Source organism: Marinomonas sp. GJ51-14, from assembly GCF_055808695.1.
In genome coordinates this window covers 1762413-1786974 of the sequence record NZ_CM147879.1, presented here as the reverse complement: position 1 = coordinate 1786974, position 24562 = coordinate 1762413, and the positions used below count along the sequence as shown (strand labels likewise).

Sequence of the window (24562 nt, the reverse complement as noted above, 5' to 3'; positions counted from 1 at the left end):
CTCAATGAAAAACATAATTAATTAATACAATGGATATAAAGCAATTATAATGCCAAAACAAAAAACCTATATATTTCATACAGTTATATTTCAAGCTAGACTACACGGCAAAAAGCGGCAAATTTAAAGAGGGAGTTTGAAAAACAAAAAAGCCCACCCATTCAAAAATAGGTAGGCTTTATATTTTGCTACTAATTAAAGATTAGCCAATCTAAAGAATACTAAATCAACTAATGCAAACCTTTAAAGCGCTTTCGCTTTGTAGACTATTCCAGGATGACATTGAACAATTTCAAAATAATCAGAAAGGCCGCTTAACGCCTCAGAACCACCAAGAAACAAATAACCGCCAGGCTTCAAAGACGCATGCATTCTTTTTAAAATATCGAGTTTTAAATCAACAGTAAAATAGATCAATACATTACGACAAAAAATCACATCAAACTTACCAAGCATGGTGAATGAATCAATAAGGTTGAGGTATTTAAACTCAACCCGAGAGCTCAAATGCGGCTTTATTTTCCAAGTAAGGTCATTTACTTTATCGAAATAACGACGTTGCAAATCAGGACCAAGACCTCGTGCAATAGCTAAACTATCATACTCACCCTGTTTAGCGTGCTGAAGGATATTCGTACAAATATCGGTCGCTATGATTCTTTCACCAGCTTTCAACACACCAGGTCGAGAAGATTTAAACTCTTCAATAACCATACTAATTGAATAAGGCTCCTGACCTGTTGAAGAGGCAGCAGACCAAATTCGCAAAGGTGTTGCCTTCATCTCAGGCAACACCTTATCTTTTAAAATAGTAAAAGGGTGTATATCTCGAAACCAGAGCGTTTCATTGGTTGTCATTGCATTAATGACTTCTTCTTTAAGCTTAAAGCTTCCCGATCTATCTAAAGCATCAACTAACTGCTCAATCTTAGAAAACCCTTCTCGCTCTAACACCTTTCCTAAGCGACTAGCGACCAGGTATTGCTTATTATCACTAAGTGAGATTCCACATACCTTTTGTAGATAATCTCTAAACCTAATATAGCCATTAGGCGTGATTGCATTTGTACTATTGAGCATTAAAACTCCATAAATAACAGGAATCAGAACGAAATATCATTCGGATTGAACCTGTACTGTTTCTATAGCTAATCGAGCTAATTCATCTGGCTGAAACTTGGCTAAGAAGCCATCCGCTCCTACTTTTTTCACCATGGATTCATTAAACACACCACTTAATGAAGTATGTAGCAGAATGAATAAATCTTGCAGACGACTGTCGTTACGAATTGCAGTTGTCAAAGTATAACCATCCATTTCAGGCATCTCTATATCAGAAATAACCATTGAAAACACTTCAGTAATGTCTTTTCCTTCAGCGACGATACCTTCTAGGTAATTCAGCGCTTCACGACCATCACACAATACCGTTGTCTCAAACCCAACCTGCTCCATACAACGTTTAATTTGCTTACGAGCAACAGATGAGTCATCAACGATTAATATATGATGCTTCTTAGCGTTTTCTTGAACACCATCATTCACAATACCTTCTGAAATATCCTGACGTGTAGGAGCTACTTCTGAAAGAATTTGCTCAACATCAAGTATTTCAACCATTTCTTTTTCCACCTGGCAAACAGCAGTCAGATAATTATCATTAGACAGCCCTTTCGGAGGTGGCTGAATATCACTCCAATTCATATTAACGATACGCTCAACACCACGAACCAAGAATCCCTGTATGCGTCTATTGTATTCGGTAATAATAACAAAGCACTGATCAATATTTTCCATCGGGCTTGAGCCTGTAGCCAAACCAAGATCTAAAATAGGAATCGTCCCCCCACGAATATGAGCAACACCTCTAACGACAGGTGAGCTATGTGGCATAGATGTTAGTTTAGGACACTGAAGAATTTCTTTTACTTTAAACACGTTAATGCCATAAAGGTGCTTACCATTCAATCGAAACAACAGCAATTCCAGTCGGTTTTCTCCCACTAACTGCGTACGTTGATTAACAGTATCCAAAACTCCAGCCATAAACGCCTCCAAAATGTGTAAACATCACTCTGAGGGTGGCCTCAGAATTGTTAAAATGCATCATCCAATGATAAAGTGATTTAAAATATTATACTAACTATCTTATTAATAACGTAATAATAAACAAAGAGAGCTAATCATGCGAATCATAAGGCTAACAATAGCCTTCTTTTGTTTCCAATCTGGTTCAATATATGCCACTTCTATCGAAGAACAAATCAATCGCTATATAAATAGTGTTGAAATTCCTCGCTTATCCGAAATATATACGGATGCAGCAATTAGCATTACCCCTAATAACCTCGCAGCCCTTAATTACCTTCCTGATTGCGAGCACGAAACCATTCGAATAACAAATCAAAGACCTGACGCAACAAAACGTACAAATTATGAAATTAGCTGTGATTCCCCTACTTGGAAATCCTATATACCCGTCACTCAATCTATCATGATTCCTGCTATTAAAACGATTAATCCCATTAATAGAGGGCAAGTCATTACCAGGTCCAACACTGATGTCGGTGAAGTAGATTTATCCACGTTAAGAGGGCAAGTTTTTACTCAGAAAAACCCACCTTATGGACTAATAGCATCTCGTAATTTACGTATAAATACTTTTATAACTGAGAACCTTACCAACCAACCTATGCTTGTTAAAAAAGGAGATCTTGTTTTAATAACTGCAAGCAGTGGAAGCATTATAGTTAGGATGAATGGCGTTGCTTTGGAAAATGGAACAAAAGGACAACAAATTCGTGTACAAAACATCAGTTCTGAGCGAATTATATACGCCAAAGTTGTAACTAACAGTGAGGTTCTTGTAAACTATTAGGTAGAGATTAATCGGTGGTTTATTAATTGTTTTTTTCTGGGGCTTTTTACTAAAGTTTATGTAGACCCAGCCGACAATATAGACAGGCAAATCATAAAAGGGCGGAAAAACCCAATGGCAATAAATTTTACAGGTCTATCAAACCAAGGCAGCATCAACAAAAGCGAACGCTCGCAGAAAGATGATGCAGCAAGCAATGCAACTGAAAAGCAAAATACAGTACAGAATGGCGGAGTTCTAGCTGAAGACACTGTACGACTAAGCGGAACAGCTCAAACATTGCAAAGCCAACAATCTAAAATCAACGATCTACCAAACGTTGATATGGATAAAGTTGAACAAATAAAAGCTGCGATTGCAGCAGGCGATTATAAAATAGATACACAGAAGCTAGCGAGCAATATGGCTTCTATGGACTCGTTATTTTAGACTGCGATAAAACAGTCTTGAATCGACTTATCTTATGATTCCTATTGCCCCGATTTTTATCAAAAGCAAAGAGACGCTACAAAAGCTCTCTTTGCTTCTTGACGAAGAGCGATTGGCGTATGGCGGATCAGACAGCGAAATTATTATTTCCCTATCAGAGCAGAAACAAACTCTTCTTGATGAAATGAACCAACTTAATGAAAAAAGAGTCAATATACTTATTAAGTTCGACATTTTGGACCGAAAAAAACCAACAGAGCAAGATTTCAAAGACTGGCTAGATCTTCAAGATAGCTCTATGGATGAAGTACGTCTACTCATGCAAGAGTGTGAAGCATTACTTAAAAAATGCAAAACACAAAATAATACAAATGCTCAAATCCTAAACACACTTCAAAAGCGTAATAAGCACCTTTTCGAACTCCTTCAAGGTCATAGCAGCAAAAACAAAGTTTACACTTCCCGAGGCTCTACACGCCCTATAAGCAGTAAGCAAACATTAGGTCGAGCTTAAAATACGATAAAAATCAATATGATATCTCCTGCCCATATTGCATTACTAAATCACTAACGTATAAAATAGTCATCTACCAATCATAATGTCCCCATAGGTAAACAGGATATACCTGCCGCCTCCTAAGCGGCTATTCCAGGTTCGAGTCCTGGTGGGGACACCATCATTCGATAGAATGAATTAAACTAATTTCACTCCACTTCTAAAACAACTGTTTCACCCCTCCTCTTTGTATAAAAATATAAACCTATACGATTCCTTCCTTTGAATTATAAAATAGACAAAACCACACTCAATTCAGACCAAGAAAAAGCAGGACATAAAAGTGGCCAAAATATTGAACTCCACCCCAAAAGAAGATGGCTTTCGAATGCCCGGCGAACATGAACCACAGGAACAAGTTTGGATGGCATGGCCAGTACGAGAAGACAATTGGCGTGAGAAAGGTATTCCAGCACAAAATGAATTTATCGCTGTAGCGTCTGCAATTGCACAATTCACCTCCGTTACCTTTATTGTTGGTTCTGATCATTTCCTGCAAGCTCGCCAAGCTATTCCTGAACATATCAAAGTGCTTGAAATACCTTCTGATGACAGTTGGATGCGTGATATCGGCGGTACTTATGTGGTCAATGACCAAGGCGCACGCCGGGTGAATAATTGGCAGTTTAATGCGTGGGGAGGAGAATTAGACGGACTCTACGACAACTGGGAACAAGACAATGCTGTCGCTGAAAAAATGGCTGAAGTGACTGGCGATGATGTTTACAAGACGTCACTTATTCTAGAGGGTGGTTCTATTCATGTAGATGGTGAAGGCACGCTCTATACAACCGAAGAATGCTTACTTCACCCAAGCCGAAATCCAGATCTAAGCAAAACTGAAATAGAAAACTTACTAAAAAGCCATCTCAACGTGGAAACCATCATTTGGCTCAAACGAGGCCTGTTCAACGATGAAACCAATGGCCATGTAGATAACATCATGCATGTAGTTCGACCAGGTGTTGTTGCTCTCACGTACTGCGAAGATCCAAACGACCCTCAATATGCTATCAGTCAAGAAGCTTATAAAGTATTGAGTCAGGCAAAAGATGCCAAAGGCAGAACACTAGACATTATAAAATTACCTATGCCTGGCCCTTTATTTGTTTCTGAAACAGAAGCTCAAAACATAGAAGACAGTAACTTTATGGAGCGTCAAGCTGGTGAGCGTCTTGCAGGGTCTTATGCAAATTTCTTAATTAGCAACCAGGCGGTTATTGTCCCCATGCTTGACAAAAAAAACGACAAGCATGCCAAGGCATTACTACAAGAAGCTTTCCCTAATCATCAAATTATCGGTATTCAAACACGCAACATCTTATTAGGTGGAGGTAATATCCACTGTATAACTCAACAAGTGCCAAGCAAACAAGAGCCAAACAAGTGATAATCTTCAATAAAAAAGGCCTTAGTAATATAGTACTAAGGCCAGTTTCGTAAGCTCTTTACTCTTAGGCCTGTCTATTCGGCCTCAATTACTTCAAAGCTATGAACGATTTTAACACCGCCTCGCTCTAACATTAACGAAGCAGAGCAGTACTCTTCAGCAGATAACTTTACAGCACGCGCAACCACACTTTCCTTCAATTTACGGCCAGTTACCACAAAGTGAACTCGAATCTCTGTAAAAACAGCTGGAACAGCATCTGCTCTATCCGCATCGATTTGAGCTACACAAGAGACAACGTCTTGGCGAGATTTTTTAAGAATGCCAACCACATCATAAGAAGTACAACCACCCAACCCAGCAAGCAACAACTCCATTGGTCTTGGGCCTGCTATTTGACTACCATCAATTTCCACTTTAAAGCCAGAACCTGTCTCTGCAGTAAAATGCACATCTTCTTGCCAACTTACATTCGTTTTCATCGTTCAACCCTACATTATTCTGTTGTGTCTAAAGCTGTCTCTACTAGACCTTAATATGACCCATTAAGACTGAAACAACTCAGCTAATTTTTCACCTGGATTGTCAGCACGCATAAATGCTTCACCAACCAAAAAGGCATTAATATTTTTTTCACGCATCAAGGACACATCGTCACGAGTATGAATCCCACTCTCAGTTACGATAAGGCGATCAGAAGGTACGCTATCCATCAGTTCGAATGTGTGGTCTAGACTCAATTCAAAAGTATGCAAGTCGCGATTATTGATACCAAATAACTCTGTTTCTGTGTATTCCAATGCCAATTCAAGCTCCGGACGATTATGCACTTCAACCAAGACATCCATACCAAGATCACGCGCCATATTATCCAACTGACGTAGTTTGTTCCCACTCAAGCACGCAGCTATCAACAAAATACAATCTGCACCAATGGCTCTGGCTTCTAATACTTGATATTCATCGACAATAAAGTCCTTGCGAATAACAGGCAATCCACACGCCGCACGCGCTTCTACTAAAAAGTCTTCATGGCCTTGAAAAAAATCATGATCCGTTAGAACAGACAAACATGCCGCTCCGCCTTTTTCATAAGATTGAGCAATATCAGCAGGAACAAAATTTTCACGCAAAACCCCCTTACTCGGAGAAGCTTTCTTAATTTCTGCAATGACACCCGCTTTACCAATCGCTATTTGATGCTTTAATGCATGAGCAAAACCACGAGGAGCGTTATGCACATTAGCTACCGAAGCAGCAACCTCTAAGTTGCCATAGGGAGTATGAGATTTTCGCTCATTAATTTCTTCGTATTTACGAGCAACGATATTCTTTAAAATGGTTGGGGTTTCTATTTGCATTATGCTGCCGCTCCTATTCGTTAAAGTGAGTCAGAGCTCATAAAACAACGTGTAAAACTTGCCAACTCAGACATTTTGACTTTCGCTGTACCACCACCAATCACATCTTCTGCTATGTTCACGCCTTCGGCTAAGGTATCAGCAATACCTGAAACATAAATCGCCGCACCCGCATTTAAAGCGACGATGTCACGTGCAGGATTTACTTTGCCCTTGCCTTCTAGTGCCGTTTTAATAAGTACCAAACTTTCGCTTGCATCTGTTGCTTGGATCGTATCGATAGACTGCAATGGAATGCCAAAGTCTTCTGGAGAAACCATGTATTCTGAAATAACGCCATTCTTTAGCTCTGCAACAAACGTCGGCGCAGCAATACTCATTTCATCCAAACCATCTTCAGAATGCACAACCATAACGTGTTCACTACCAAGCGCTTTTAACACTTCAGCAATCGGTCGCACCCACTTCTGATCAAATACCCCCATTACCTGACGCTTCGCATTAGCAGGATTAGTGAGTGGGCCAAGTAAATTAAAAATCGTACGCGTCGCCATTTCTTTACGAGGACCAACAGCGTGCTTCATGGCAGAATGATGATTTGGCGCAAACATAAACCCCAAACCGATTTCAGCAACACACCGAGAAACTTGTTCCGCATCTAGCCCAAGATAAATACCGGCTTGTTCTAATACATCAGCACTACCTGATTTAGACGATACAGAACGGCCACCATGTTTTGCCACTTTACCGCCAGCAGCAGCAACAACAAAAGCCGACGCCGTCGACACATTAAATAAATTACCGCCATCGCCACCTGTTCCACAGGTATCAACAATATGGTCAAAATCCAGATCAACCTTACTTGATAAATCGCGCATGACTTGAGCGGCAGCAATAATTTCTTCTACCGTTTCACCCTTCATTCTTAAACCAATTAAAAAACCACCGATTTGTGCTGGTGTGGTTTTTCCGGTCATGATGTCACTCATCACCGTACGCATTTCGTCGCCACTCAAATCTTGGCGCTCAACAACGGCAGCAATCGCTTTTTGAATATCCACCAGCTTCTCCTATCGTGTTAAAAAATTCGCTAATAAGGCATGTCCTGCCTCGGTAAGAATCGACTCAGGATGAAATTGCACCCCTTCAATAGCTAATGCCTTATGTCGAATCCCCATAATTTCTTCTTTTTCACCTGCATTATTCTGACACCAAGCCGTTATTTCAAAACAATCCGGCAAAGTATCAGCTGACACCACCAAAGAATGATAACGTGTTGCCACATGCGGGTTTGGTAATCCTGAAAATACCGATGTATTTTGATGATGTATCAATGAAGTTTTTCCATGCATAACATTTTTAGCACGAATTACTTCACCACCAAAGACCTGAGCAATACTTTGATGACCTAAGCAAATACCCAATATTGGAATTTTTCCTGCAAACGCTTCAATCGCCGCCATCGAAATACCCGCTTCATTTGGTGTACAAGGCCCAGGAGATATAACTAGATGAGAAGGAGCAAGTCGTTCAATCTCTTCTATTGATATCTCATCATTACGATACACCTGCACATCTGCGCCAAGCTCACGAAAATACTGCACAAGGTTGTAAGTAAAAGAGTCGTAGTTATCGATCATCAACAGCATGTAAAGGCTAACTCGCGAAAATGTTTTTTCAGCGCAATTTTCTCACTCAAAACACAAAAAAAGAGAATCGCATAAAATAGCCCGTGATTTTAAAGGATTTGAACCATGAAAACTATTGCTCTACACCTTTCATTACTCTCTATACAATTCCATTTCTCAACACTCTGAAAACTTTTCAATAATTTCGTGTAAAAACAAAGCCTTGTTTGATAAACAAACTGTTGTATAACACACTAGCCCGCATGCTATCTTTACTCTCAACTTTCAGTGTTTTAAGGATTACCTGTGCATAGCCAAGTTGCTGACCTCATCGAAACTCTAATCAATGACGAACACTCTCCAGAGTCTGTCAACAAAGCTATTTCAGAGCTTACTCCTGACGATGTAGCCTTGGCCCTTGAATCCATTCCACTTGTTCAACGACAACAAGCTTGGGCAAATATCAAACAAGCAAATCGTCTTGATATTTTGGTTGAGATGCGTGGTGAATCTCGTCAACTTCTTTTAAAAGAGTTAGACGATACGGAGATTGAAACCCTTTTTACCGACGTAGATGCTGAAGACCTACTAGAAATCACCGATTCCTTACCGGATCGTTTGGTTGATATCGCCCTCAACCAGATGGACAACAAACAACGTGAATATTACCAACAAGGTATTGTTTACGACGATGACGTAGTGGGTCGTTGGATTGATCATGATTTACTGATTGCATCCCAATCCATTCGCACTTCAGAAGCGCTTAGGTTACTAAAAAAAGAGACGCCAAGTTACACTGACATGGTGTATTTGGTAAACAGAACCGGACGCTGGGTTGGCTGCGTCAAATTCGATAAGTTATTTAAAGCTCAAGGTCATGAACCCATTTCCAGTCTAATTGACGAAGAATGCTCTTTTATTCACGCTAATACAGAGCTGACCAAAGCAGCCGAACAGTTGGAACGCTCTTCTTTCTCCGCACTTCCTGTCGTGGATGAAAATCTAATTTTATTAGGTCGCTTCCACGCAGGACTCGCAATGGAAACATGGCGTTTAGAGCACGAAGCACAACAAATGGCGACCGCAGGTTTAAATGAGGAATCTGACTTATTTGCACCAGTAAAACGTAGTGCTGCAACCCGTGGCATTTGGTTAGGTATTAACTTGCTAACTGCTTTTTTGGCTTCTGCTTTTATTGGTTTGTTCGAAGCCACTTTGCAAGAGGTTGTCGCCTTGGCCGTATTAATGCCTGTTGTTGCCTCTATGGGCGGTATTGCAGGAAGCCAGACTTTAACCTTAATTGTCCGAGGCTTAGCACTTGGGCAGATAACTCGAAGTAACTTAAAATCTTTATTAAGCAAAGAGCTCAAAGTTGGTGGTTTAAACGGTATTTTGTGGTCTATCGTTATTGGCGTCATCACCCTTTGGTGGTTTGAAAGTCCAATGCTTGGAGCCGTTATTGGCTTAGCCATTATTGTGAATATTTTAATGGCGGCACTATCAGGCGTATTAATTCCGGTACTATTAGACAAGTTAAAAATTGACCCCGCATTGTCTGGTTCCGTTATTTTAACCACGGTAACCGATATTGCCGGCTTTGTTGCCTTCTTAGGATTAGGCACCTTATTGTTGCTTTGATTGTTTAAAGCAAGGCTATTTTATTAAGATAAAAAACCATACATGAATAATACAACGAATGTAGAGAACACATAATGAATTGGGAAATGGCGCAAATATACCTCGGTCTAGGTGAGACAGACATGCACTGGGTGATCCGTGTATTTTTAATTGTCTCAATCACCTTAATAATTAATTTTATTGTTCACCGTATTTTAATGCGGATTGATAAACAACTAGAACGCACAAAAACTCCTTGGGATAATGTTCTTGTTAGCGCAGCTCAAAAACCTGCAGGAGCATTTGTTTGGTTAGTCGGCTTAAGTGTTGCTGCAGAAGTTTCAGGCACAGAAATAGATCCTGACTTGTCATCTTTAATTTCAGCGGTTCGTGAAGTTGGTGTAGTCGTTCTGTTAACTTGGTTTATTTTACGCTGTATTTCGGAAAGTGAAAAAGCCATTGTTAATTCAGATAAAGTTAAGACTAACGTAGACTACACAACAGCGAGTGCCATCAGTAAATTATTACGTGCATCTGTCATCATCACTTCAGCTTTAGTTATTTTACAAACGCTTGGCTACAGTATTTCAGGGGTTTTAGCTTTTGGCGGCATTGGCGGTATTGCAGTAGGTTTTGCAGCAAAAGATTTGTTAGCAAACTTTTTTGGCGGTTTAATGGTTTATTTGGATCGTCCTTTTGCCATTGGTGATTGGGTTCGCTCTCCCGATCAAGACATTGAAGGAACAGTAGAACATATTGGCTGGCGTCAAACTCGCATTCGAACCTTTGATAAGCGTCCTTTATACGTACCTAATGCAACATTCTCACTTATTTCTGTAGAAAACCCGTCTCGTATGTCCCATCGTCGCATCAATGAAACCATTGGTGTACGTTATGACGATTTCAGTCTTCTACCAGCTATTTTAGCAGATATTAAAGACATGATCGCCAAGCATGAAGATCTCGACACAGAACAAATCTACATGGTGAACTTTAATCAGTTCGGACCATCTTCTCTGGATTTCTTTATTTATACTTTTACGAAAACAGTAGATTGGCGAACTTTTCATAATGTGAAAGAAGACGTTTTGTTTAAAGCTATGAGAATCATTGAGTCCCATGGTGCCGAAGTTGCCTTCCCTACCCATACTGTTCATATGGCCGACGATGGCAACATGATGCCATCAACCAATCAAGTTAATGCTTCTCAAACAAGGTAATATTCACATCATAAAAAACGCCAAGTGGTATTCACTTGGCGTTTCCAAATAAAATCAGCTCAAACCAATTTGAAAAAATCAAATAAGTAATTCCGCCAAATCATCCATCACAGCATCAGCCCCCAACCCTGCAAGATCAACACCTTGATGATAACCGTACGTTACCAAGGCACATTTAAAACCCGCATTTTTCGCCGCATTAAAATCAGTGATTGAATCACCGACCATCAGACAATTTTCAGGTAAAGCTTCTATCGATTCGCTGCAATGCAATAGAGGAAAAGCGGAGGGCTTCTTTTCTTCTAGCGTGTCCCCTCCCAACAACCAGCCAAACTGCTCTGTTAGTTCAAAATGATCTAACATAGGTTTTACGAAGACACTCGGCTTATTGGTAATCAAGGCAACAGGCACGCCATTATGCTTTAGCGCTTTTAATAGGGCTTTCACATTCGGATAAAGGGTCGTTTTATCGGTTAAATGAGCATGATAATGCATCAGAAAAATACGATATGCTTCTTCATGCTTCGAAGCATCGAGGTTAGCCCATTGCAACGCTTGTTCGATTAATTTAGCGGAGCCAAAGCCAACCCAAGTTCGAACTAAATCTTCGCCAGCTAAAGGCGCATCGAGCTTAGATAAGAAGGCATCGACTGCACCGGCAATATCAGGAACACTGTCGACTAAAGTTCCGTCTAAATCAAGACAAACCAATTCCGGCCACCCCTCAAACCATTTTGTAAAATGTTTAGGTGTTTTCATTATCGTGCACTCGCCAATTCACGGCGCATAGAATCAATCACGGTTTTGTAATCATCTTTGCCAAAAATAGCTGAACCTGCGACAAATGTATCAGCACCTGCTTGAGCGATTTCCGCAATGTTTTTCTCGCTAACTCCACCGTCAACTTCTAAACGAATATCGTAACCACTGGCATCGATTAAAGCTCTCGCTTCACGTAGTTTATCCAATGTACCTGGAATAAATGATTGCCCACCAAAGCCTGGGTTAACCGACATTAACAAAACCATATCGACTTTATCCATCACATGTTTAAGATAATGCAAAGGTGTTGCAGGGTTAAAAACTAAGCCCGCCTTACACCCGCCATCACGAATCATCTGTAACGATCTATCTATATGTTCACTGGCCTCTGGATGAAACGTGATAATGGACGCACCCGCTTCAATAAAGTCACCTATCATACGATCAACAGGCTTCACCATAAGGTGCACATCAATATCTGCCGTCACTCCGTGTTTACGCAGGGCTTTACAGACCATAGGACCAATCGTTAAATTGGGAACATAATGATTATCCATCACATCAAAGTGTATGATGTCTGCTCCCGCTTCAAGAACCTGATCGACTTCTTCGCCTAATCGAGCAAAATCGGCAGAAAGGATCGAAGGTGCGATAATAAAATCATTCATATCTGACTCCAGCGGTGACACAATAAAAGATAATTAAAAAAGTATGTCATTATTTTAACAAGGCACACAAAAGAAGTATTGAAAACAATGAAGAAAAATACAGCGCTGCTCAACATTATTACCTCGTTTATATTATTAAGCGCTTGTAACTTATCGCTTGCGGAAGATTCCGCACCTACAAATGAGGCTACCAAAGAAAATACCACTGCGGAAAGTATCTCAGAAGAAGATAATAAAGTTTATGTAGTTCCAACACCTCAAGCATCACGTATTAGCGCTTTAGAGACCTCATTAAAAATTCGACGGCTCACCCATCAAATCGATATATTGGAAGCCAACGGAGAACCATTTCTAACTCTTTATCAACCTTCTTTAACTAGTTCAACTCAAGGTTGCGTCATTATTTTACATAGCGACAATGAGCACCCCGATTGGCCTGATGCTGTTGCACCTTTGCGTAACGCTTTACCACAACATAGCTGGTGCACTATATCTATTGAAGTACCTGATATTATCAAACGAGCAAAGCCAGTCAGCATAAAAACAATACAAGAAGAAAGTAGTGCTGAATCAACACCGTCATTGGCAAATCAAGACATTGCATTTGCACGAATTACCGCAACAATGAATAAAGCTCAAAATGAAGGTGTAGAACAGTTTGTCTTGTTGGGATACAAAACTGGAGCGGCTTACGCACTGAATTTTTTAGCCAGCACCCCAACAGCCGCGGAAGCATTAATTCTGATAGATATCGAACCTCCAACAGCGATAACCAACTACGCCCTAGCCCAACAAATTCGAAAAATCCCTCGGCCAATCCTTGATTATTATGTAAACAGCAATGCTGGAAGCAACCAGTTCGCCATATGGCGCAAACAAGCTGCGAATCAAAGAACAGAAATAAAAGGCGATTTCATCCAGTTAGATGCAGTGCCCGATAGAGCCAACGGCAAGAAAAGCAAACAGTTGTTGATTCAGCGGGTGCGCGGTTTTTTAAAACAAAATACAAACCAAATAACCCAGAGAAAGACATTGCCAAACGTAAAAAAAGGGCTTTTCTATGAAAGCCCTTAACCATTAATTAAAAACATTACCACTTGTTGTAAGTTGTTTACTTACGAGCATTTTTAACCAATTCATAAGCCGATTGAATTTCTTGTGTCTTTTCCTTTGCTAGCTCGATCATCTCCTTAGGCAAACCTTTCGCACTCAGTTTGTCTGGATGATTCTTACTCATTAATCTACGATACGCCTTTTTGATATCCGCATCATTCATATCAGCGGATACTCCGAGCACTTCATAAGCAGATTTTAATAAATCTTTTGACCCCATACTATCAGGAGAAGATTGATAACCCTGTCTAAAATGCGCCTGTTGTTTAACTTGAACATGTAATGCTTCAAACTCAGCAACTGTAATACCAAGGTTTGCACACACTTGAGAAACAAAGGATTTTTCCTCAACACTAAAATGACCATCTGCATAAGCAGAAACCAACAAAATTTCTAAAAGAGTTCGAGTTAGATCACCAGAGCTAACAACAGATTTAAAATGATTAAGCTCAGCAACAAAATCAAAATTCGCAGATTTACCTTCATTAAATAACTGCCTAGCTTGCTCTTGGGCCGCTGGTGATAAACGTAAGCGCTGCATAACGGATTGCGCTAATTGAATCTCAGCTTCTGATACTTGACCATCAGATTTAGCCAAACGTCCCATCAAAAGAAATAAAGTTCGAAAGAAGGCTTGTTGCTGTAAAGCAATATTAGCGCGATTACCAATGTTGCTAAATGCACCGCCAGTTTGCGCCCTGTCTATAACACTGCCAATAATAAACCCTATAAGACCAAGAAAAAAACCACCTAAAATATAGCCTAAAATGGCGCAAACAATTTTCCACATAAAGATATTTCTCCAGAATCGGTAGCCCCTATGGGCCTGCTTAGATTATCATTTGTCTCACAACATGGACCCGCTTATGGGCAGCATCCGATTTCGGACAATAATTTTGGTAACAAGTATACCTGCATGGCTAAGCATTTACGCACCTACGCCTTATTTTTTCAAAGTCTTTTCATCTTGCCGCTTGCACAAGCACAAGATAATCAATGGGACTGGGTTCCTAGAGAATCCCTAACGACTGAGCAACAAGCTAACCTCAGCCGTTATTGTCAAGGCACTTACATTAGTAGTTGGCAAGCAACCAACTCTCCAAACACCAATCTCTCGGCGGATTTAATTGTGCGCGATAAAAACGGCGTCATTCACCTTCAGGGTGCTGCCGAGATTATTCAGCCACAATCCACATTATCAGCAGATGAGATAGAGGGAGTTCCGAACGAATATTATAAAGCGACAGGAAACGTCACGTTACGCAACGAAAATCAGCTTATTCGCAGTTCAAGCAGCTACATATCGGAAAATGGAAACAATACAACAGAATTTACCGATGCTCGTTTTCTGAGTCATGATACTGGCGCACGAATAGAAGCAAAGTCTCTTTCGAATAACCAAAACGGTGTAGTCTTTATTGAAGAAGGCTTTTTACAACCTGCGAACCAAACGACGAAAGTTGGAAGCTTTATGGTAGTTCAATAGAGCTCAATCAAGCCAGTGGTTTTGGTACAGCAAAGCATGTTCAGATTCGTATTGCAGACGTGCCTATTTTCTATTTTCCTTGGTTACGTTTTCCAATAGATGAACGCCGTCAATCGGGCTTTTTGTTTCCTAATTTTGGCTACTCTGGAACGGATGGCTTGAGTTTTTCTGTACCTTTCTACTGGAATGTAGCCCCAGACTTTGATGCGACGATCACACCTAATTACATCCAAAATGAAGGTGAAGGTTTTGACTTAGAAATTCGTCACCTAAATTCCTATGGTAAAACCACATATGAACAATCAACATTTGAAGATAATGACGAAGGTGAGCAAACATTATTAAAATTAACATCGGAACAAAAGTTTAATAAGTACCTGCGCATAGGCGTCACATTAGAAGACAATCCAACAGAAGATCTTTATCCAGAAGCAAATACTACATCGATAGGTGAAGAGGATAACTATGAGCGTAGTGCTTATATTAGTTTAGATAATGGTAACTTCCTCAATAAAGTAACATATCTAACCTATCAAACACCTGATGAATCCGAAGACAAGCCGTTCGATTGGCTACCTCGTATAACTAGCTCCTACGGATTTAGTACAACTTATTTAGACTATGATATTGAAACACAATATACGGATTTCTATGACCCAGACGAAGATGACTTTGATGGCGAACGGGTTGCGATAAACCAAGATATTAGCCTTGATTTCAGTAATAACTGGGGAAGCATTTCGCCTGGAGTTCTAGCTCAATATAGAGATTACAATTTACATGACTATACAACAGGCTCTGATGATTCTGTCTCAATAAGTCATATAAGTAGTTATGTTGACACATCTATATCATTTGAACGTCGTTTAACTATTGAGGATAGCGCATGGCGTCAAACACTCACCCCAAGATTAAATTACCTAAATTCTCCTTATGAAGATCAAGATGATATTGAGGATTTTGATGCCAGTGATCCGACCTTGACCTACTCACAAGCATTTAGTCATGAACGATTTAACGGCAATGATAGAATAGGTGATACAGAGCAAATTACTTTTGGTTTGGAAAGTCGTCTATATGATGAAAATAACAATGAAAAGTGGTCATTCAAAGCTGGACAGGTCTTTTACTTAAAAGATCGTTATGTTGATATTGATGGAGACACGGATGAAGATACCGCCATTAATGATTCAGAACATAGTGATTTACTAACATCAGTCAGTTACAGTGGTGACCGCTATAACTTAACTAATAATTTAAATTATGATTTAGATACAAATGAAGTTAACTTAGTGCAATTTGTTGCCTCTTTAGAGCCTGCAGATGATATTAAAATTAATCTAAGCTACTTATACTCACTTGATAATACAGACTCTGATGATGATGCTAACCAAGCGAGCATTGGCACCATTTTTCCTCTTAATCAAAATTGGTCAATGTACACACAATACACTTATGATTTCTTAGAAGATGAAGCCACAAAACAAATCACTGGTTTGGGCTATGAAAACTGCTGTCTCAAAGTATCATTAAGCTATCAAGATTGGCTTAATGATGATGATGAATTTGATCGAGGCGTCTTTCTACAATTTACTTTACGTGGTTTAAGCACGGCTGGTAGCGCAAATAGTGAAACCAGTGTAGCTGATACCTACTGGAACCAAGGAAAAGTTGGATATTAACCCATGAAGTTGTTTTCTTTTTCTCTTTAATATTATTAACACTTGCACCACTTCAAACATTACAGGCTGCACAGACCAAAATTGACGGTATTGCCGCCATTGTTGACTCACAACCTATTTTAGAAAGTGACATACTCAATCGTTTTCAGATCGTTAAAGACCGTGTTCCTGGCGGTATAATGACAGACAATATTCATCGTCAGATCCTGAATCAAATGATTGATGAAATGTTGCAAGTAAACTACGCGCGAAAAATTGGCATGAGAGCATCTAATTCGGATGTAGACAACGCCATTATTGGCGTCGCTAAAAATATGAATTTAGATTTAGCAGGCTTAAAAAATGTTTTAGCGAATAAAGGTGTGAATTATTCACGCTATCGTGATCAGATTGAACAAGAAATCCTAATCAACAATGTCAAACGCGAAATAATTAGAAAGCGCATTACTATCTCAGATCAAGAAATTGATGATTACCTAAGTTCAAATACCAGCATTACAAAGGAAAAAGATCAAGTCCATCTTCGTCATATTCTAATTAGGGCAACCAACCCAGTACAAGCTGAAATGGATATCAAAAGTATTGCTCAAAAAATCTTCACGGAAAGCGATTTTATTGAACAGGCAATTGAAAAATCAGATGGTCAATTTGCCATTGAAGGTGGCGATCTAGGCTGGCGACCAATTAACCAACTCCCACCATTATTCGTACGAGCACTAGAATCAGAGAAGGGTCCACTTATTGGCCCCCTCCAAAGTAATGCTGGTTTTCATCTATTATGGCTGATTGACAAACGTACACCGTCAGTCACATTACAGCAGCAAACTAAAGCTCGACATATTTTAGTTCGTGCAAACGAAATCAGAAACGCTTCACAAACAGAAAGCCTTGCTGATGATTTATACAAACAGCTAAAAAATGGTGCTGATTTCACGGAGTTAGCCAAAGAATATAGTGAAGACCAAGGATCAACTCTACAAGGTGGAGATCTTGGCTGGGTAACGCCTGGAACCATGGTGCCAGAGTTTGAAGCTATGATGAACCAGACCAACATAGGCGATATCAGCAAACCATTTCGCACACAATTCGGTTGGCACATTCTACAAGTAGAAGGCCGAAGAGAAACAGACATCAGTGATCAATTAAAACGAAAAAATGCTGAAAGCTCTCTTATCGCGCAAAAGCAAGATATAGTGCTTGGTAACTGGTTAGACGAGCTACGTACCGATGCCTTCATTGATAGAAAATCTAAGTAAGCGAGCAAACCAATGGTAAGTGATACGATACATCCTCTTCCCATTATTGCTATTACCTCAGGAGAGCCAGCAGGCATTGGCCCAGACATTATCATCAGTGCACTAAGCGAACAGACCTTCCCTGCTAGCTTAGTTGTTCTCGCTGACCCGGAGTTATTGAAAAGCCGAGCTAAAACCCTTGGCTTAACCGTTAATATTATTTCCATAGAAAAAGCCTCTAACCTACCGCCTCATAAACAAGGCGATATCTTTGTTCTCCCTATCCAACAAAGGAAAAAAAGCACGGCTGGCGTTCTCGACATAGCAAATGCAACCTATGTATTAGAAACCCTAAAACAAGCGGGCGAAGGCTGTATTCGTGGAGAATTTGATGCCATTGTCACGCCTCCAGTCCATAAGGGAATCCTATGTGAAACAGGTGTGCATTTTTCTGGTCATACCGAATTTTTCCAAGCACAATGTCAGTCTCCCCACGTGGTTATGATGCTAGCGACAGAAGTGATGAAAGTGGCCTTAGTGACTACTCACTTACCACTCAAAGACGTTTCTGCTGCAATCACAGAGCAAAGCATTAGCCTAGTAATAAAAGCACTAAATAAAGACCTACAAGAAAAATTTGCCATCAAACAACCTAGAATTTTGGTCTGTGGTTTAAATCCACACGCAGGCGAAGATGGACATCTAGGCAAAGAAGAAATTGACGTCATTATTCCAACGTTAAATAAACTACGCCAAGAAGACTTAAATTTAATTGGCCCTTTACCAGCAGACACCCTATTTACACCCAAATATTTAGACAGTGCAGACTGTGTTTTGGCTATGTATCACGATCAAGGCCTACCTGTGTTAAAATACTCAGGCTTTGGTAACGCCGTAAACATTACATTAGGGCTACCTATCATAAGAACATCCGTCGACCACGGCACAGCGATTGATTTAGCTGGTACAGGCAAAGCAAATAACGGCAGCCTAAAAGTGGCCATTCAACATGCTATTAACATGGCAAATAACGCGAAAAAGTTTTCTAAATGAGCAAACAGCAATCCCATAAAGCGAGAAAAAGATTCGGTCAAAATTTCCTTCACGACCACGGTGTAATCCGACGTATTGTGGCCTGTATTGGCCCGAAAAAAGGACAACGCATTGTCGAAATCGGTCCAGGTAAAGGTGCATTAACAGAAGGCATTATTAGCGTTACGGAAAAAATGGATGTCGTTGAGCTTGATCGTGATTTGATCCCTATTTTAAAAGTAAATTTATTCCGTTTTCCTGAACTGACGGTTCATGAAGCGGATGCTATGAAGTTCGATTTCACATCGCTCAAAATAGATGAACAATCTATTCGTGTGGTAGGTAACCTGCCATACAACATATCAACGCCTCTTATTTTTCATTTACTTAGCCAAGCCCATGTTATTGAAGATATGCATTTCATGCTTCAAAAAGAAGTGGTTGATCGCTTAGCTGCGCGCCCAGGTGATAGTCTTTATGGTCGTTTAAGTGTCATGGCGCAATATTATTGTGCCGTAGAATCACTCTTTATTGTTGGGCCTGAATCTTTCGACCCAGCACCAAAAGTAGATTCAGCCATTGTCAGGATGACACCCCATAAAATCTTACCTTACCCCGTAGACAATATTAAAAAGCTGGAAGATATGGTTCGAGTCGGCTTTCAACAACGTCGTAAAACCCTACGTAATAACTACAAAGGAGTGCTAGATAACGACGATTTTACGGCACTCGACATTGACCCAAGCCTACGCCCTGAAAGATTAGATGTGGAAGACTTCGTAAGGATTACTAACTATGTCCTTAAAAAGGAAGAATAAATGCAAAAATACGACGTCGTGGTTTCTGTTCGTACTGAATATTTAGCAAGCCAATCGACACCGTCTGAGTCTCGCTATGTTTTTGCTTATCATATCTCAATGACAAACTGCGGAACGGAATCGGCCAAGTTAACAACTCGTCATTGGATCATCACTGATGGTAACGAGAAAGTACAAGAGATGAAAGGTAGTGGCGTAATTGGTGAATACCCCCACTTAGCATCAGGGGAATCATTTCACTACACCAGTGGAACAGTTATGAATACAATGGTTGGCAGCATGCAAGGTAGCTATCAGTTCATCGCTGACGACGGTACAGAATTCGCAGCACCTGTTCGTCCATTCACTTTATTCGTTCCAAATCAGGTGCATTGAGACGCTTATGGCAACTTATGTAATTGGCGATTTACAAGGCTGCTTAACGCCACTCATCGAGCTTCTAGAGCAAATTAATTATCAATCAGAAAAAGATAAACTCTGGTTTGCTGGTGACCTCATAAACCGAGGTCCAGAATCACTAGAAACACTACGATTTATAAAATCCCTTGGCGACAAGGCCATTGTTGTATTGGGTAACCATGATTTACATTTACTTGCCGTGGCCCATGGGCATGGCAAACTAAAACGTGGTGATACCCTAACTGAAATACTCACAGCAAGCGATCGTGATGACTTAATGGACTGGCTACGTCAAAAACCACTATTTCATTACGATGAAAAATTTAATATTGCCATGGCGCATGCTGGCATCCCACCCTGCTGGGATCTAAATACCACTCAAGCACTTTCGAAAGAAGTTGAAAATAAACTTCAATCAGACACTGTTGATGAATATTTTTCCGCCATGTATGGTAATACGCCCAGCAAATGGAATGATGACCTAAAAGGTATGGATCGTCTTAGATCTATTACAAATTATTTGACCCGTATGCGATTCTGCAACGCCAAAAGTAAACTGGATTTAAAATCAAAAGAAGGCATAAATACCGCCTCAAAAGGCTACGAGCCTTGGTTTAATTATCCACTCCAACTTCCAGAAGGTTGCCATGTTGTATTTGGACATTGGGCTGCCCTCGAAGGTAATACTGAAAAAGACCATATTCATGCGCTGGATACAGGCTGCGTTTGGGGAGGAAGTTTAACCGCTTTACGCCTAGACGATATGCAACGCTTTAGTACACCTTGCACTATTAACCGGAAAAATTCATGACCTATACTTGCATCGATATTACAGACGCCCTTCCTATCATTGAAAATAATGCCGTTATTGTCGACATTCGTGACCTAGCGAGCTTTCAAACAAGCCACGTAACCGATGCTATCAGTCTAACGAACGATAACGTTCAAAGCTTTATTGATAGCACAGACAAAACTAAACCTATTATTGTGTGCTGTTACCATGGCAACAGCAGTAAAGGGGCAGCAGAATACCTTGCCGCGGAGGGCTTTAAAGAAGTGTATTCATTAAATGGCGGTTTTAGCCAATGGAGCGCCACCTTTCCAGAACAGTGTGAAATGGGCCATTCCTAAATAATGACATCTTCTTACCAAGTCTATCTCGTTGGCGGAGCCGTGAGAGATCAGTTACTCAACATCCCAGTCGTTGACCGTGATTGGGTTGTCACCGGAGCTACACCAAAGCAACTTGAACAGCAGGGTTATCAACAAGTTGGTAAACAATTTCCAGTCTTCCTAAATCCAATAAATAAAGAAGAATACGCACTTGCCCGTAAAGAAAAAAAACAAGGTGAAGGCTACACTGGATTTATCTGCGATTTTTCCCCAGATATCAGCTTAGAAGAAGACTTAGAGCGTCGAGATTTGACCATCAATGCCATTGCACAAGACAAAGACGGCACACTGATCGATCCATTCAATGGCAAACAAGACCTAGAAAATCGCCTTTTCCGCCATGTTTCTAATGCTTTTGTCGAAGACCCTCTACGAGTATTACGTGTGGCTCGTTTTGCTGCACGCTTTCATCATCTAGGTTTCAAAATCGCACCAGAAACAATGGCCTTGATGCAAACCATCAGTGCTTCAGGTGAGCTTGCGGCACTAAGTGCTGAACGCATCTGGAAAGAGCTAGAAAAAGCATTAAACACTCAACACGCGGATATTTTTTTTGATGTCCTTGAAGAAGCAAGCGCACTAGACAAGCTCTTCCCCGAACTGATTTGGATAAGCAACACTGACCAAACAAACACACTTAATCAAGCTAAGTGGACACCAGCACAACGCTGGGCGGTTCTTGGTAGACACACACCTCAGAAAGCGCTTGGAGAATTGCATCAACGCATACGCAGTCCAAATCAATTTAAGATCCTTGCAGAGCAAGTACGTTCTTTCCTTGAGAATCAACATATCCCGATGAGCGCAGAGAACTGGGAAAATTGGCTAATGTCAGTCAATGCCATAAAAAAACCTCAACCATTTCTGTTACTGATTGAGGTTCTAAGTACTCTAACGGACACTAAAATAGAAGATTGGCAAACACTTCGTGAGACCATTGCAGCAATTAGTGCATCCGTTCTCATAAAGCAAGGCTACAACGGTGCAGAACTGGGACAGGCATTGAAACAATCAAGAATAACAGCGTTAGAAAGTAAGCTTTCGCCTTTTATTACCTAAAAAAACAAACTAAAAAAACGTTCCAACACTAGTAAGTCACTGCTGACTTTCTGTGAATTTTCACACCAACAGCCGAAGCTGCAGCAATAGCGCTAGGTTTACGCACGGTTAATGTTATAGCGTTTAGCTTAAATTGCACCATTAGCTCTTTCACTAAACACTCAGCCAAGGTTTCAATCAACTCAAATTGGCGCTCTGTACAAAATGCTAAAATAAAGTTCGAGATGGCTTCGTAATCTAATGTTTTTGAAAGATCATCCGTCGCAGCGGGAACACGATTGTCATGTTCCATTTCTAAATCGAACACCAGCTCTTGTTGGATTTTCTTTTCCCAGTCATAAACACCAATAACCGCTTGTGCTTTTAAACCTTCGATAAAAACTAAATCTTTCATCTTAAGACGCCTTTAATGGAGGTAACTCGGACAAAGGCCAGCGAGCACGGATCGATAAACTCAATCCCGAAGACTGCCCATGTAAAAGACGCTGAGCGCCAGCATAGGCAATCATGGCACCGTTATCTGTACAAAATTCAGGTCGTGCATAAAACACATTGCCTTTCATTTTCTTCAACTGATTTTCAAGCTGCTTACGCAAACGTTGATTTGCACTCACTCCACCGGCAATGATGAGTTGCTTTAACCCTTCCGCCTCCAATGCACGACGACACTTGATAACTAAGGTTTCAACCACAGCCGTTTCAAAGGCTAAAGCCGCGTCGGCTTTAAACTGCTCATCACAACGCTCTTCGTCTAATGCTGCGTGAATAGCGGTTAAAAATGCCGTTTTCAAACCACTGAAACTAAAATCTAAACCTGGTCGATCTGTCATCGGACGAGGAAATTTCAATCCAGATTTAGGATTACCCTGTTTTGCTAGAGCCGCAATTTGTGGCCCACCAGGATAAGGTAAGCCAATCATCTTAGCTGCTTTATCAAAAGCCTCGCCAGCGGCGTCATCTAATGATTGGCCTAACAATCGATACTCACCAATACCATCGACACGAACTAATTGTGTGTGTCCACCAGAAACCAATAAGGCGATAAACGGCATTGCAGGTTGCGTTTCTTCAAGCATAGGCGCCAATAAATGACCTTCCATGTGATGAACACCCAAAGCAGGAATACCCAGTGAATAAGCCAATGAGCGCCCAATTGTCGCACCGGCCATTAAAGCACCAACCAACCCAGGGCCACTTGTATAAGCAATCGCATCCAGTTCTGATTTTTTCATACCGGCCTCAACCAATACTTCATCAATCAACGGCAAGGTTTTACGAACATGGTCACGAGACGCCAATTCAGGCACCACACCACCGTATTCCGCATGCTGAGCAATTTGAGAATATATTTTATGAGCCAGTAAACCCTTTTCGGTATCATAAATCGCGATTCCGGTCTCATCACAAGAGGTTTCCAATCCCAACACTTTCATTAGAGTAATCTCATTAGTCATTTAGCCGCATTGTACCTTATCTGCCATCATGGTTGCAGAGTCGAAAGTAACTTAAAAACGAGTAATCGTGAATGAAGTTAGACAAGGCAGGCCAGAAGCATTATAATGCGCGCGTTTTCAATGTTTAAATTAAAAGGCAGGTGATTTTTCTCGTTTGGCACATAGCTTCCAAAGTAAGCAAATATGGTAGACCAAACACAACTCTTGAAAAAATATATACAGTTACAGACGCGACCACAGTCTGTCCAGAGTAAGAAAAATCGATCTTTTATAGATCTCACTCTGTTCAACAAAAGCGCGCTTTGAAAGCCCATTAAATACGGGTATGATTCACGCCGTTTTTGTGAATACTTAAACTTAAAAAAACATATTTGAAGGTAAAAACATGCCAGCAGTAAAAGTAAAAGATAACGAACCATTTGACATCGCTCTACGTCGCTTCAAACGCTCTTGTGAAAAAGCAGGCGTTTTGGCTGAAGTTCGTCGTCGTGAATGCTACGAAAAACCAACTACTCTTCGCAAACGTGCTGCAGCAGCTGCTGTTAAACGTCACGCTAAGAAAGTTTCTCGTGAGCAGAAAAAATTCCAACGTTTGTACTAGG

28 protein-coding genes and 1 tRNA gene are annotated in these 24562 nt (G+C 40.5%); 18 read left to right on the top strand and 11 right to left on the bottom strand.

What is annotated here, in order from left to right; all coding sequences use genetic code 11:
• Positions 1–243 precede the first annotated feature (243 nt).
• Positions 244–1080, bottom strand: coding sequence for a CheR family methyltransferase (locus AC0L3Y_RS08610; protein WP_473470477.1), 837 nt, complete (start codon positions 1078–1080; stop codon positions 244–246).
• Between the two features lie 36 nt (positions 1081–1116).
• Entirely contained in the window at positions 1117–2046 is a 930-nt protein-coding gene (locus tag AC0L3Y_RS08605) for a chemotaxis protein CheV (RefSeq protein ID WP_473470476.1), read from the bottom strand.
• Positions 2047–2185: 139 nt separating this feature from the next.
• Here AC0L3Y_RS08605 and flgA point away from each other — a divergent pair, with 139 nt between their 5' ends.
• The 5 genes from flgA to aguA all read left to right on the top strand — a co-directional run bounded on the left by flgA (position 2186) and on the right by aguA (position 5253).
• Entirely contained in the window at positions 2186–2878 is a 693-nt protein-coding gene (flgA, locus tag AC0L3Y_RS08600; protein WP_473470475.1) for a flagellar basal body P-ring formation chaperone FlgA, read from the top strand.
• 114 nt (positions 2879–2992) lie between these two features.
• Positions 2993–3307, top strand: a complete 315-nt coding sequence (gene flgM, locus AC0L3Y_RS08595; protein ID WP_473470474.1) for a flagellar biosynthesis anti-sigma factor FlgM — start codon at positions 2993–2995, stop codon at positions 3305–3307.
• Positions 3308–3341: 34 nt separating this feature from the next.
• Complete coding sequence (locus AC0L3Y_RS08590; protein ID WP_473470472.1) at positions 3342–3821, top strand: flagella synthesis protein FlgN; 480 nt, start codon at positions 3342–3344, stop codon at positions 3819–3821.
• A gap of 87 nt (positions 3822–3908) precedes the next feature.
• Positions 3909–3984, top strand: a tRNA-Arg gene (locus AC0L3Y_RS08585).
• 162 nt (positions 3985–4146) lie between these two features.
• The gene (gene aguA, locus AC0L3Y_RS08580; protein WP_473470471.1) at positions 4147–5253 is read left to right on the top strand and encodes an agmatine deiminase; all 1107 of its coding nucleotides are present in this window, start codon (positions 4147–4149) and stop codon (positions 5251–5253) included.
• A gap of 74 nt (positions 5254–5327) precedes the next feature.
• Here aguA and AC0L3Y_RS08575 read toward each other — a convergent pair whose 3' ends face one another.
• The 4 genes from AC0L3Y_RS08575 to AC0L3Y_RS08560 all read right to left on the bottom strand — a co-directional run bounded on the left by AC0L3Y_RS08575 (position 5328) and on the right by AC0L3Y_RS08560 (position 8263).
• Positions 5328–5735 (bottom strand): OsmC family protein, encoded by a 408-nt coding sequence (locus tag AC0L3Y_RS08575; RefSeq protein ID WP_473470470.1) that lies wholly within the window; start codon positions 5733–5735, stop codon positions 5328–5330.
• Positions 5736–5798: 63 nt separating this feature from the next.
• Positions 5799–6614 carry an indole-3-glycerol phosphate synthase TrpC gene (gene trpC, locus AC0L3Y_RS08570; protein WP_473470469.1) on the bottom strand — a complete coding sequence of 272 codons (816 nt, stop codon included), beginning with the start codon at positions 6612–6614 and terminating at the stop codon, positions 5799–5801.
• A gap of 20 nt (positions 6615–6634) precedes the next feature.
• Positions 6635–7675: an anthranilate phosphoribosyltransferase gene (gene trpD, locus AC0L3Y_RS08565; protein ID WP_473470468.1), complete on the bottom strand. Its 1041-nt coding sequence runs from the start codon at positions 7673–7675 to the stop codon at positions 6635–6637.
• A gap of 9 nt (positions 7676–7684) precedes the next feature.
• The gene (locus tag AC0L3Y_RS08560) at positions 7685–8263 is read right to left on the bottom strand and encodes an aminodeoxychorismate/anthranilate synthase component II (protein ID WP_473470467.1); all 579 of its coding nucleotides are present in this window, start codon (positions 8261–8263) and stop codon (positions 7685–7687) included.
• Between the two features lie 285 nt (positions 8264–8548).
• Between AC0L3Y_RS08560 and AC0L3Y_RS08555 the strand changes: the two genes are divergently transcribed.
• Both AC0L3Y_RS08555 and AC0L3Y_RS08550 read left to right on the top strand, forming a co-directional pair.
• Positions 8549–9880, top strand: coding sequence for a magnesium transporter (locus AC0L3Y_RS08555; protein WP_473470466.1), 1332 nt, complete (start codon positions 8549–8551; stop codon positions 9878–9880).
• Between the two features lie 74 nt (positions 9881–9954).
• A complete protein-coding gene (locus tag AC0L3Y_RS08550; RefSeq protein WP_473470465.1) occupies positions 9955–11079 on the top strand; it encodes a mechanosensitive ion channel family protein in 1125 nt (374 codons plus the stop codon).
• A 78-nt stretch (positions 11080–11157) separates the two neighbouring features.
• Here the strand turns inward: AC0L3Y_RS08550 and AC0L3Y_RS08545 are convergent, their stop codons facing one another.
• Together AC0L3Y_RS08545 and rpe are read right to left on the bottom strand one after the other, a co-directional pair.
• Positions 11158–11838 (bottom strand): phosphoglycolate phosphatase, encoded by a 681-nt coding sequence (locus AC0L3Y_RS08545; RefSeq protein ID WP_473470464.1) that lies wholly within the window; start codon positions 11836–11838, stop codon positions 11158–11160.
• The gene (gene rpe, locus AC0L3Y_RS08540; protein WP_473470463.1) at positions 11838–12509 is read right to left on the bottom strand and encodes a ribulose-phosphate 3-epimerase; all 672 of its coding nucleotides are present in this window, start codon (positions 12507–12509) and stop codon (positions 11838–11840) included. Before rpe ends, AC0L3Y_RS08545 begins: the two co-directional genes overlap by 1 nt.
• 87 nt (positions 12510–12596) lie before the next feature.
• Here rpe and AC0L3Y_RS08535 point away from each other — a divergent pair, with 87 nt between their 5' ends.
• A complete protein-coding gene (locus tag AC0L3Y_RS08535; RefSeq protein WP_473470462.1) occupies positions 12597–13583 on the top strand; it encodes a DUF3530 family protein in 987 nt (328 codons plus the stop codon).
• Positions 13584–13620: 37 nt separating this feature from the next.
• Here AC0L3Y_RS08535 and djlA read toward each other — a convergent pair whose 3' ends face one another.
• Entirely contained in the window at positions 13621–14412 is a 792-nt protein-coding gene (gene djlA, locus AC0L3Y_RS08530) for a co-chaperone DjlA (protein ID WP_473470461.1), read from the bottom strand.
• A 126-nt stretch (positions 14413–14538) separates the two neighbouring features.
• On the opposite strand from djlA, the gene AC0L3Y_RS08525 reads away from it, so the two are divergent.
• Genes AC0L3Y_RS08525 through AC0L3Y_RS08485 form a run of 9 tightly spaced genes read left to right on the top strand, consistent with a single transcriptional unit; the run spans position 14539 to position 22506 of the window.
• Positions 14539–15108 carry a hypothetical protein gene (locus AC0L3Y_RS08525; protein ID WP_473470459.1) on the top strand — a complete coding sequence of 190 codons (570 nt, stop codon included), beginning with the start codon at positions 14539–14541 and terminating at the stop codon, positions 15106–15108.
• 59 nt (positions 15109–15167) lie between these two features.
• Positions 15168–16790, top strand: a complete 1623-nt coding sequence (locus tag AC0L3Y_RS08520; RefSeq protein WP_473470458.1) for an LPS-assembly protein LptD — start codon at positions 15168–15170, stop codon at positions 16788–16790.
• Positions 16763–18046: a peptidylprolyl isomerase gene (locus AC0L3Y_RS08515; RefSeq protein ID WP_473470606.1), complete on the top strand. Its 1284-nt coding sequence runs from the start codon at positions 16763–16765 to the stop codon at positions 18044–18046. Before AC0L3Y_RS08520 ends, AC0L3Y_RS08515 begins: the two co-directional genes overlap by 28 nt.
• A 12-nt stretch (positions 18047–18058) precedes the next feature.
• A complete protein-coding gene (gene pdxA / locus AC0L3Y_RS08510) occupies positions 18059–19078 on the top strand; it encodes a 4-hydroxythreonine-4-phosphate dehydrogenase PdxA (protein WP_473470457.1) in 1020 nt (339 codons plus the stop codon).
• On the top strand, positions 19075–19875 hold the full coding sequence (gene rsmA / locus AC0L3Y_RS08505) for a 16S rRNA (adenine(1518)-N(6)/adenine(1519)-N(6))-dimethyltransferase RsmA (protein WP_473470456.1): 801 nt from the start codon (positions 19075–19077) through the stop codon (positions 19873–19875). The genes pdxA and rsmA overlap by 4 nt, the downstream gene beginning before the upstream one ends.
• Complete coding sequence (apaG, locus tag AC0L3Y_RS08500; RefSeq protein ID WP_473470454.1) at positions 19876–20250, top strand: Co2+/Mg2+ efflux protein ApaG; 375 nt, start codon at positions 19876–19878, stop codon at positions 20248–20250.
• A 7-nt stretch (positions 20251–20257) separates the two neighbouring features.
• The gene (locus AC0L3Y_RS08495) at positions 20258–21085 is read left to right on the top strand and encodes a symmetrical bis(5'-nucleosyl)-tetraphosphatase (protein WP_473470453.1); all 828 of its coding nucleotides are present in this window, start codon (positions 20258–20260) and stop codon (positions 21083–21085) included.
• Complete coding sequence (gene glpE / locus AC0L3Y_RS08490) at positions 21082–21405, top strand: thiosulfate sulfurtransferase GlpE (RefSeq protein WP_473470452.1); 324 nt, start codon at positions 21082–21084, stop codon at positions 21403–21405. Before AC0L3Y_RS08495 ends, glpE begins: the two co-directional genes overlap by 4 nt.
• 3 nt (positions 21406–21408) lie before the next feature.
• Entirely contained in the window at positions 21409–22506 is a 1098-nt protein-coding gene (locus AC0L3Y_RS08485; RefSeq protein ID WP_473470451.1) for a tRNA nucleotidyltransferase/poly(A) polymerase-related protein, read from the top strand.
• A gap of 28 nt (positions 22507–22534) precedes the next feature.
• Here the strand turns inward: AC0L3Y_RS08485 and folB are convergent, their stop codons facing one another.
• Together folB and tsaD are read right to left on the bottom strand one after the other, a co-directional pair.
• Complete coding sequence (gene folB / locus AC0L3Y_RS08480) at positions 22535–22900, bottom strand: dihydroneopterin aldolase (protein WP_473470450.1); 366 nt, start codon at positions 22898–22900, stop codon at positions 22535–22537.
• 1 nt (position 22901) lies between these two features.
• Positions 22902–23939, bottom strand: coding sequence for a tRNA (adenosine(37)-N6)-threonylcarbamoyltransferase complex transferase subunit TsaD (tsaD, locus tag AC0L3Y_RS08475; RefSeq protein ID WP_473470605.1), 1038 nt, complete (start codon positions 23937–23939; stop codon positions 22902–22904).
• 406 nt (positions 23940–24345) lie between these two features.
• Between tsaD and rpsU the strand changes: the two genes are divergently transcribed.
• Positions 24346–24561 carry a 30S ribosomal protein S21 gene (rpsU, locus tag AC0L3Y_RS08470; protein ID WP_009835737.1) on the top strand — a complete coding sequence of 72 codons (216 nt, stop codon included), beginning with the start codon at positions 24346–24348 and terminating at the stop codon, positions 24559–24561.
• The last annotated feature ends 1 nt before the right edge of the window (position 24562 follow it).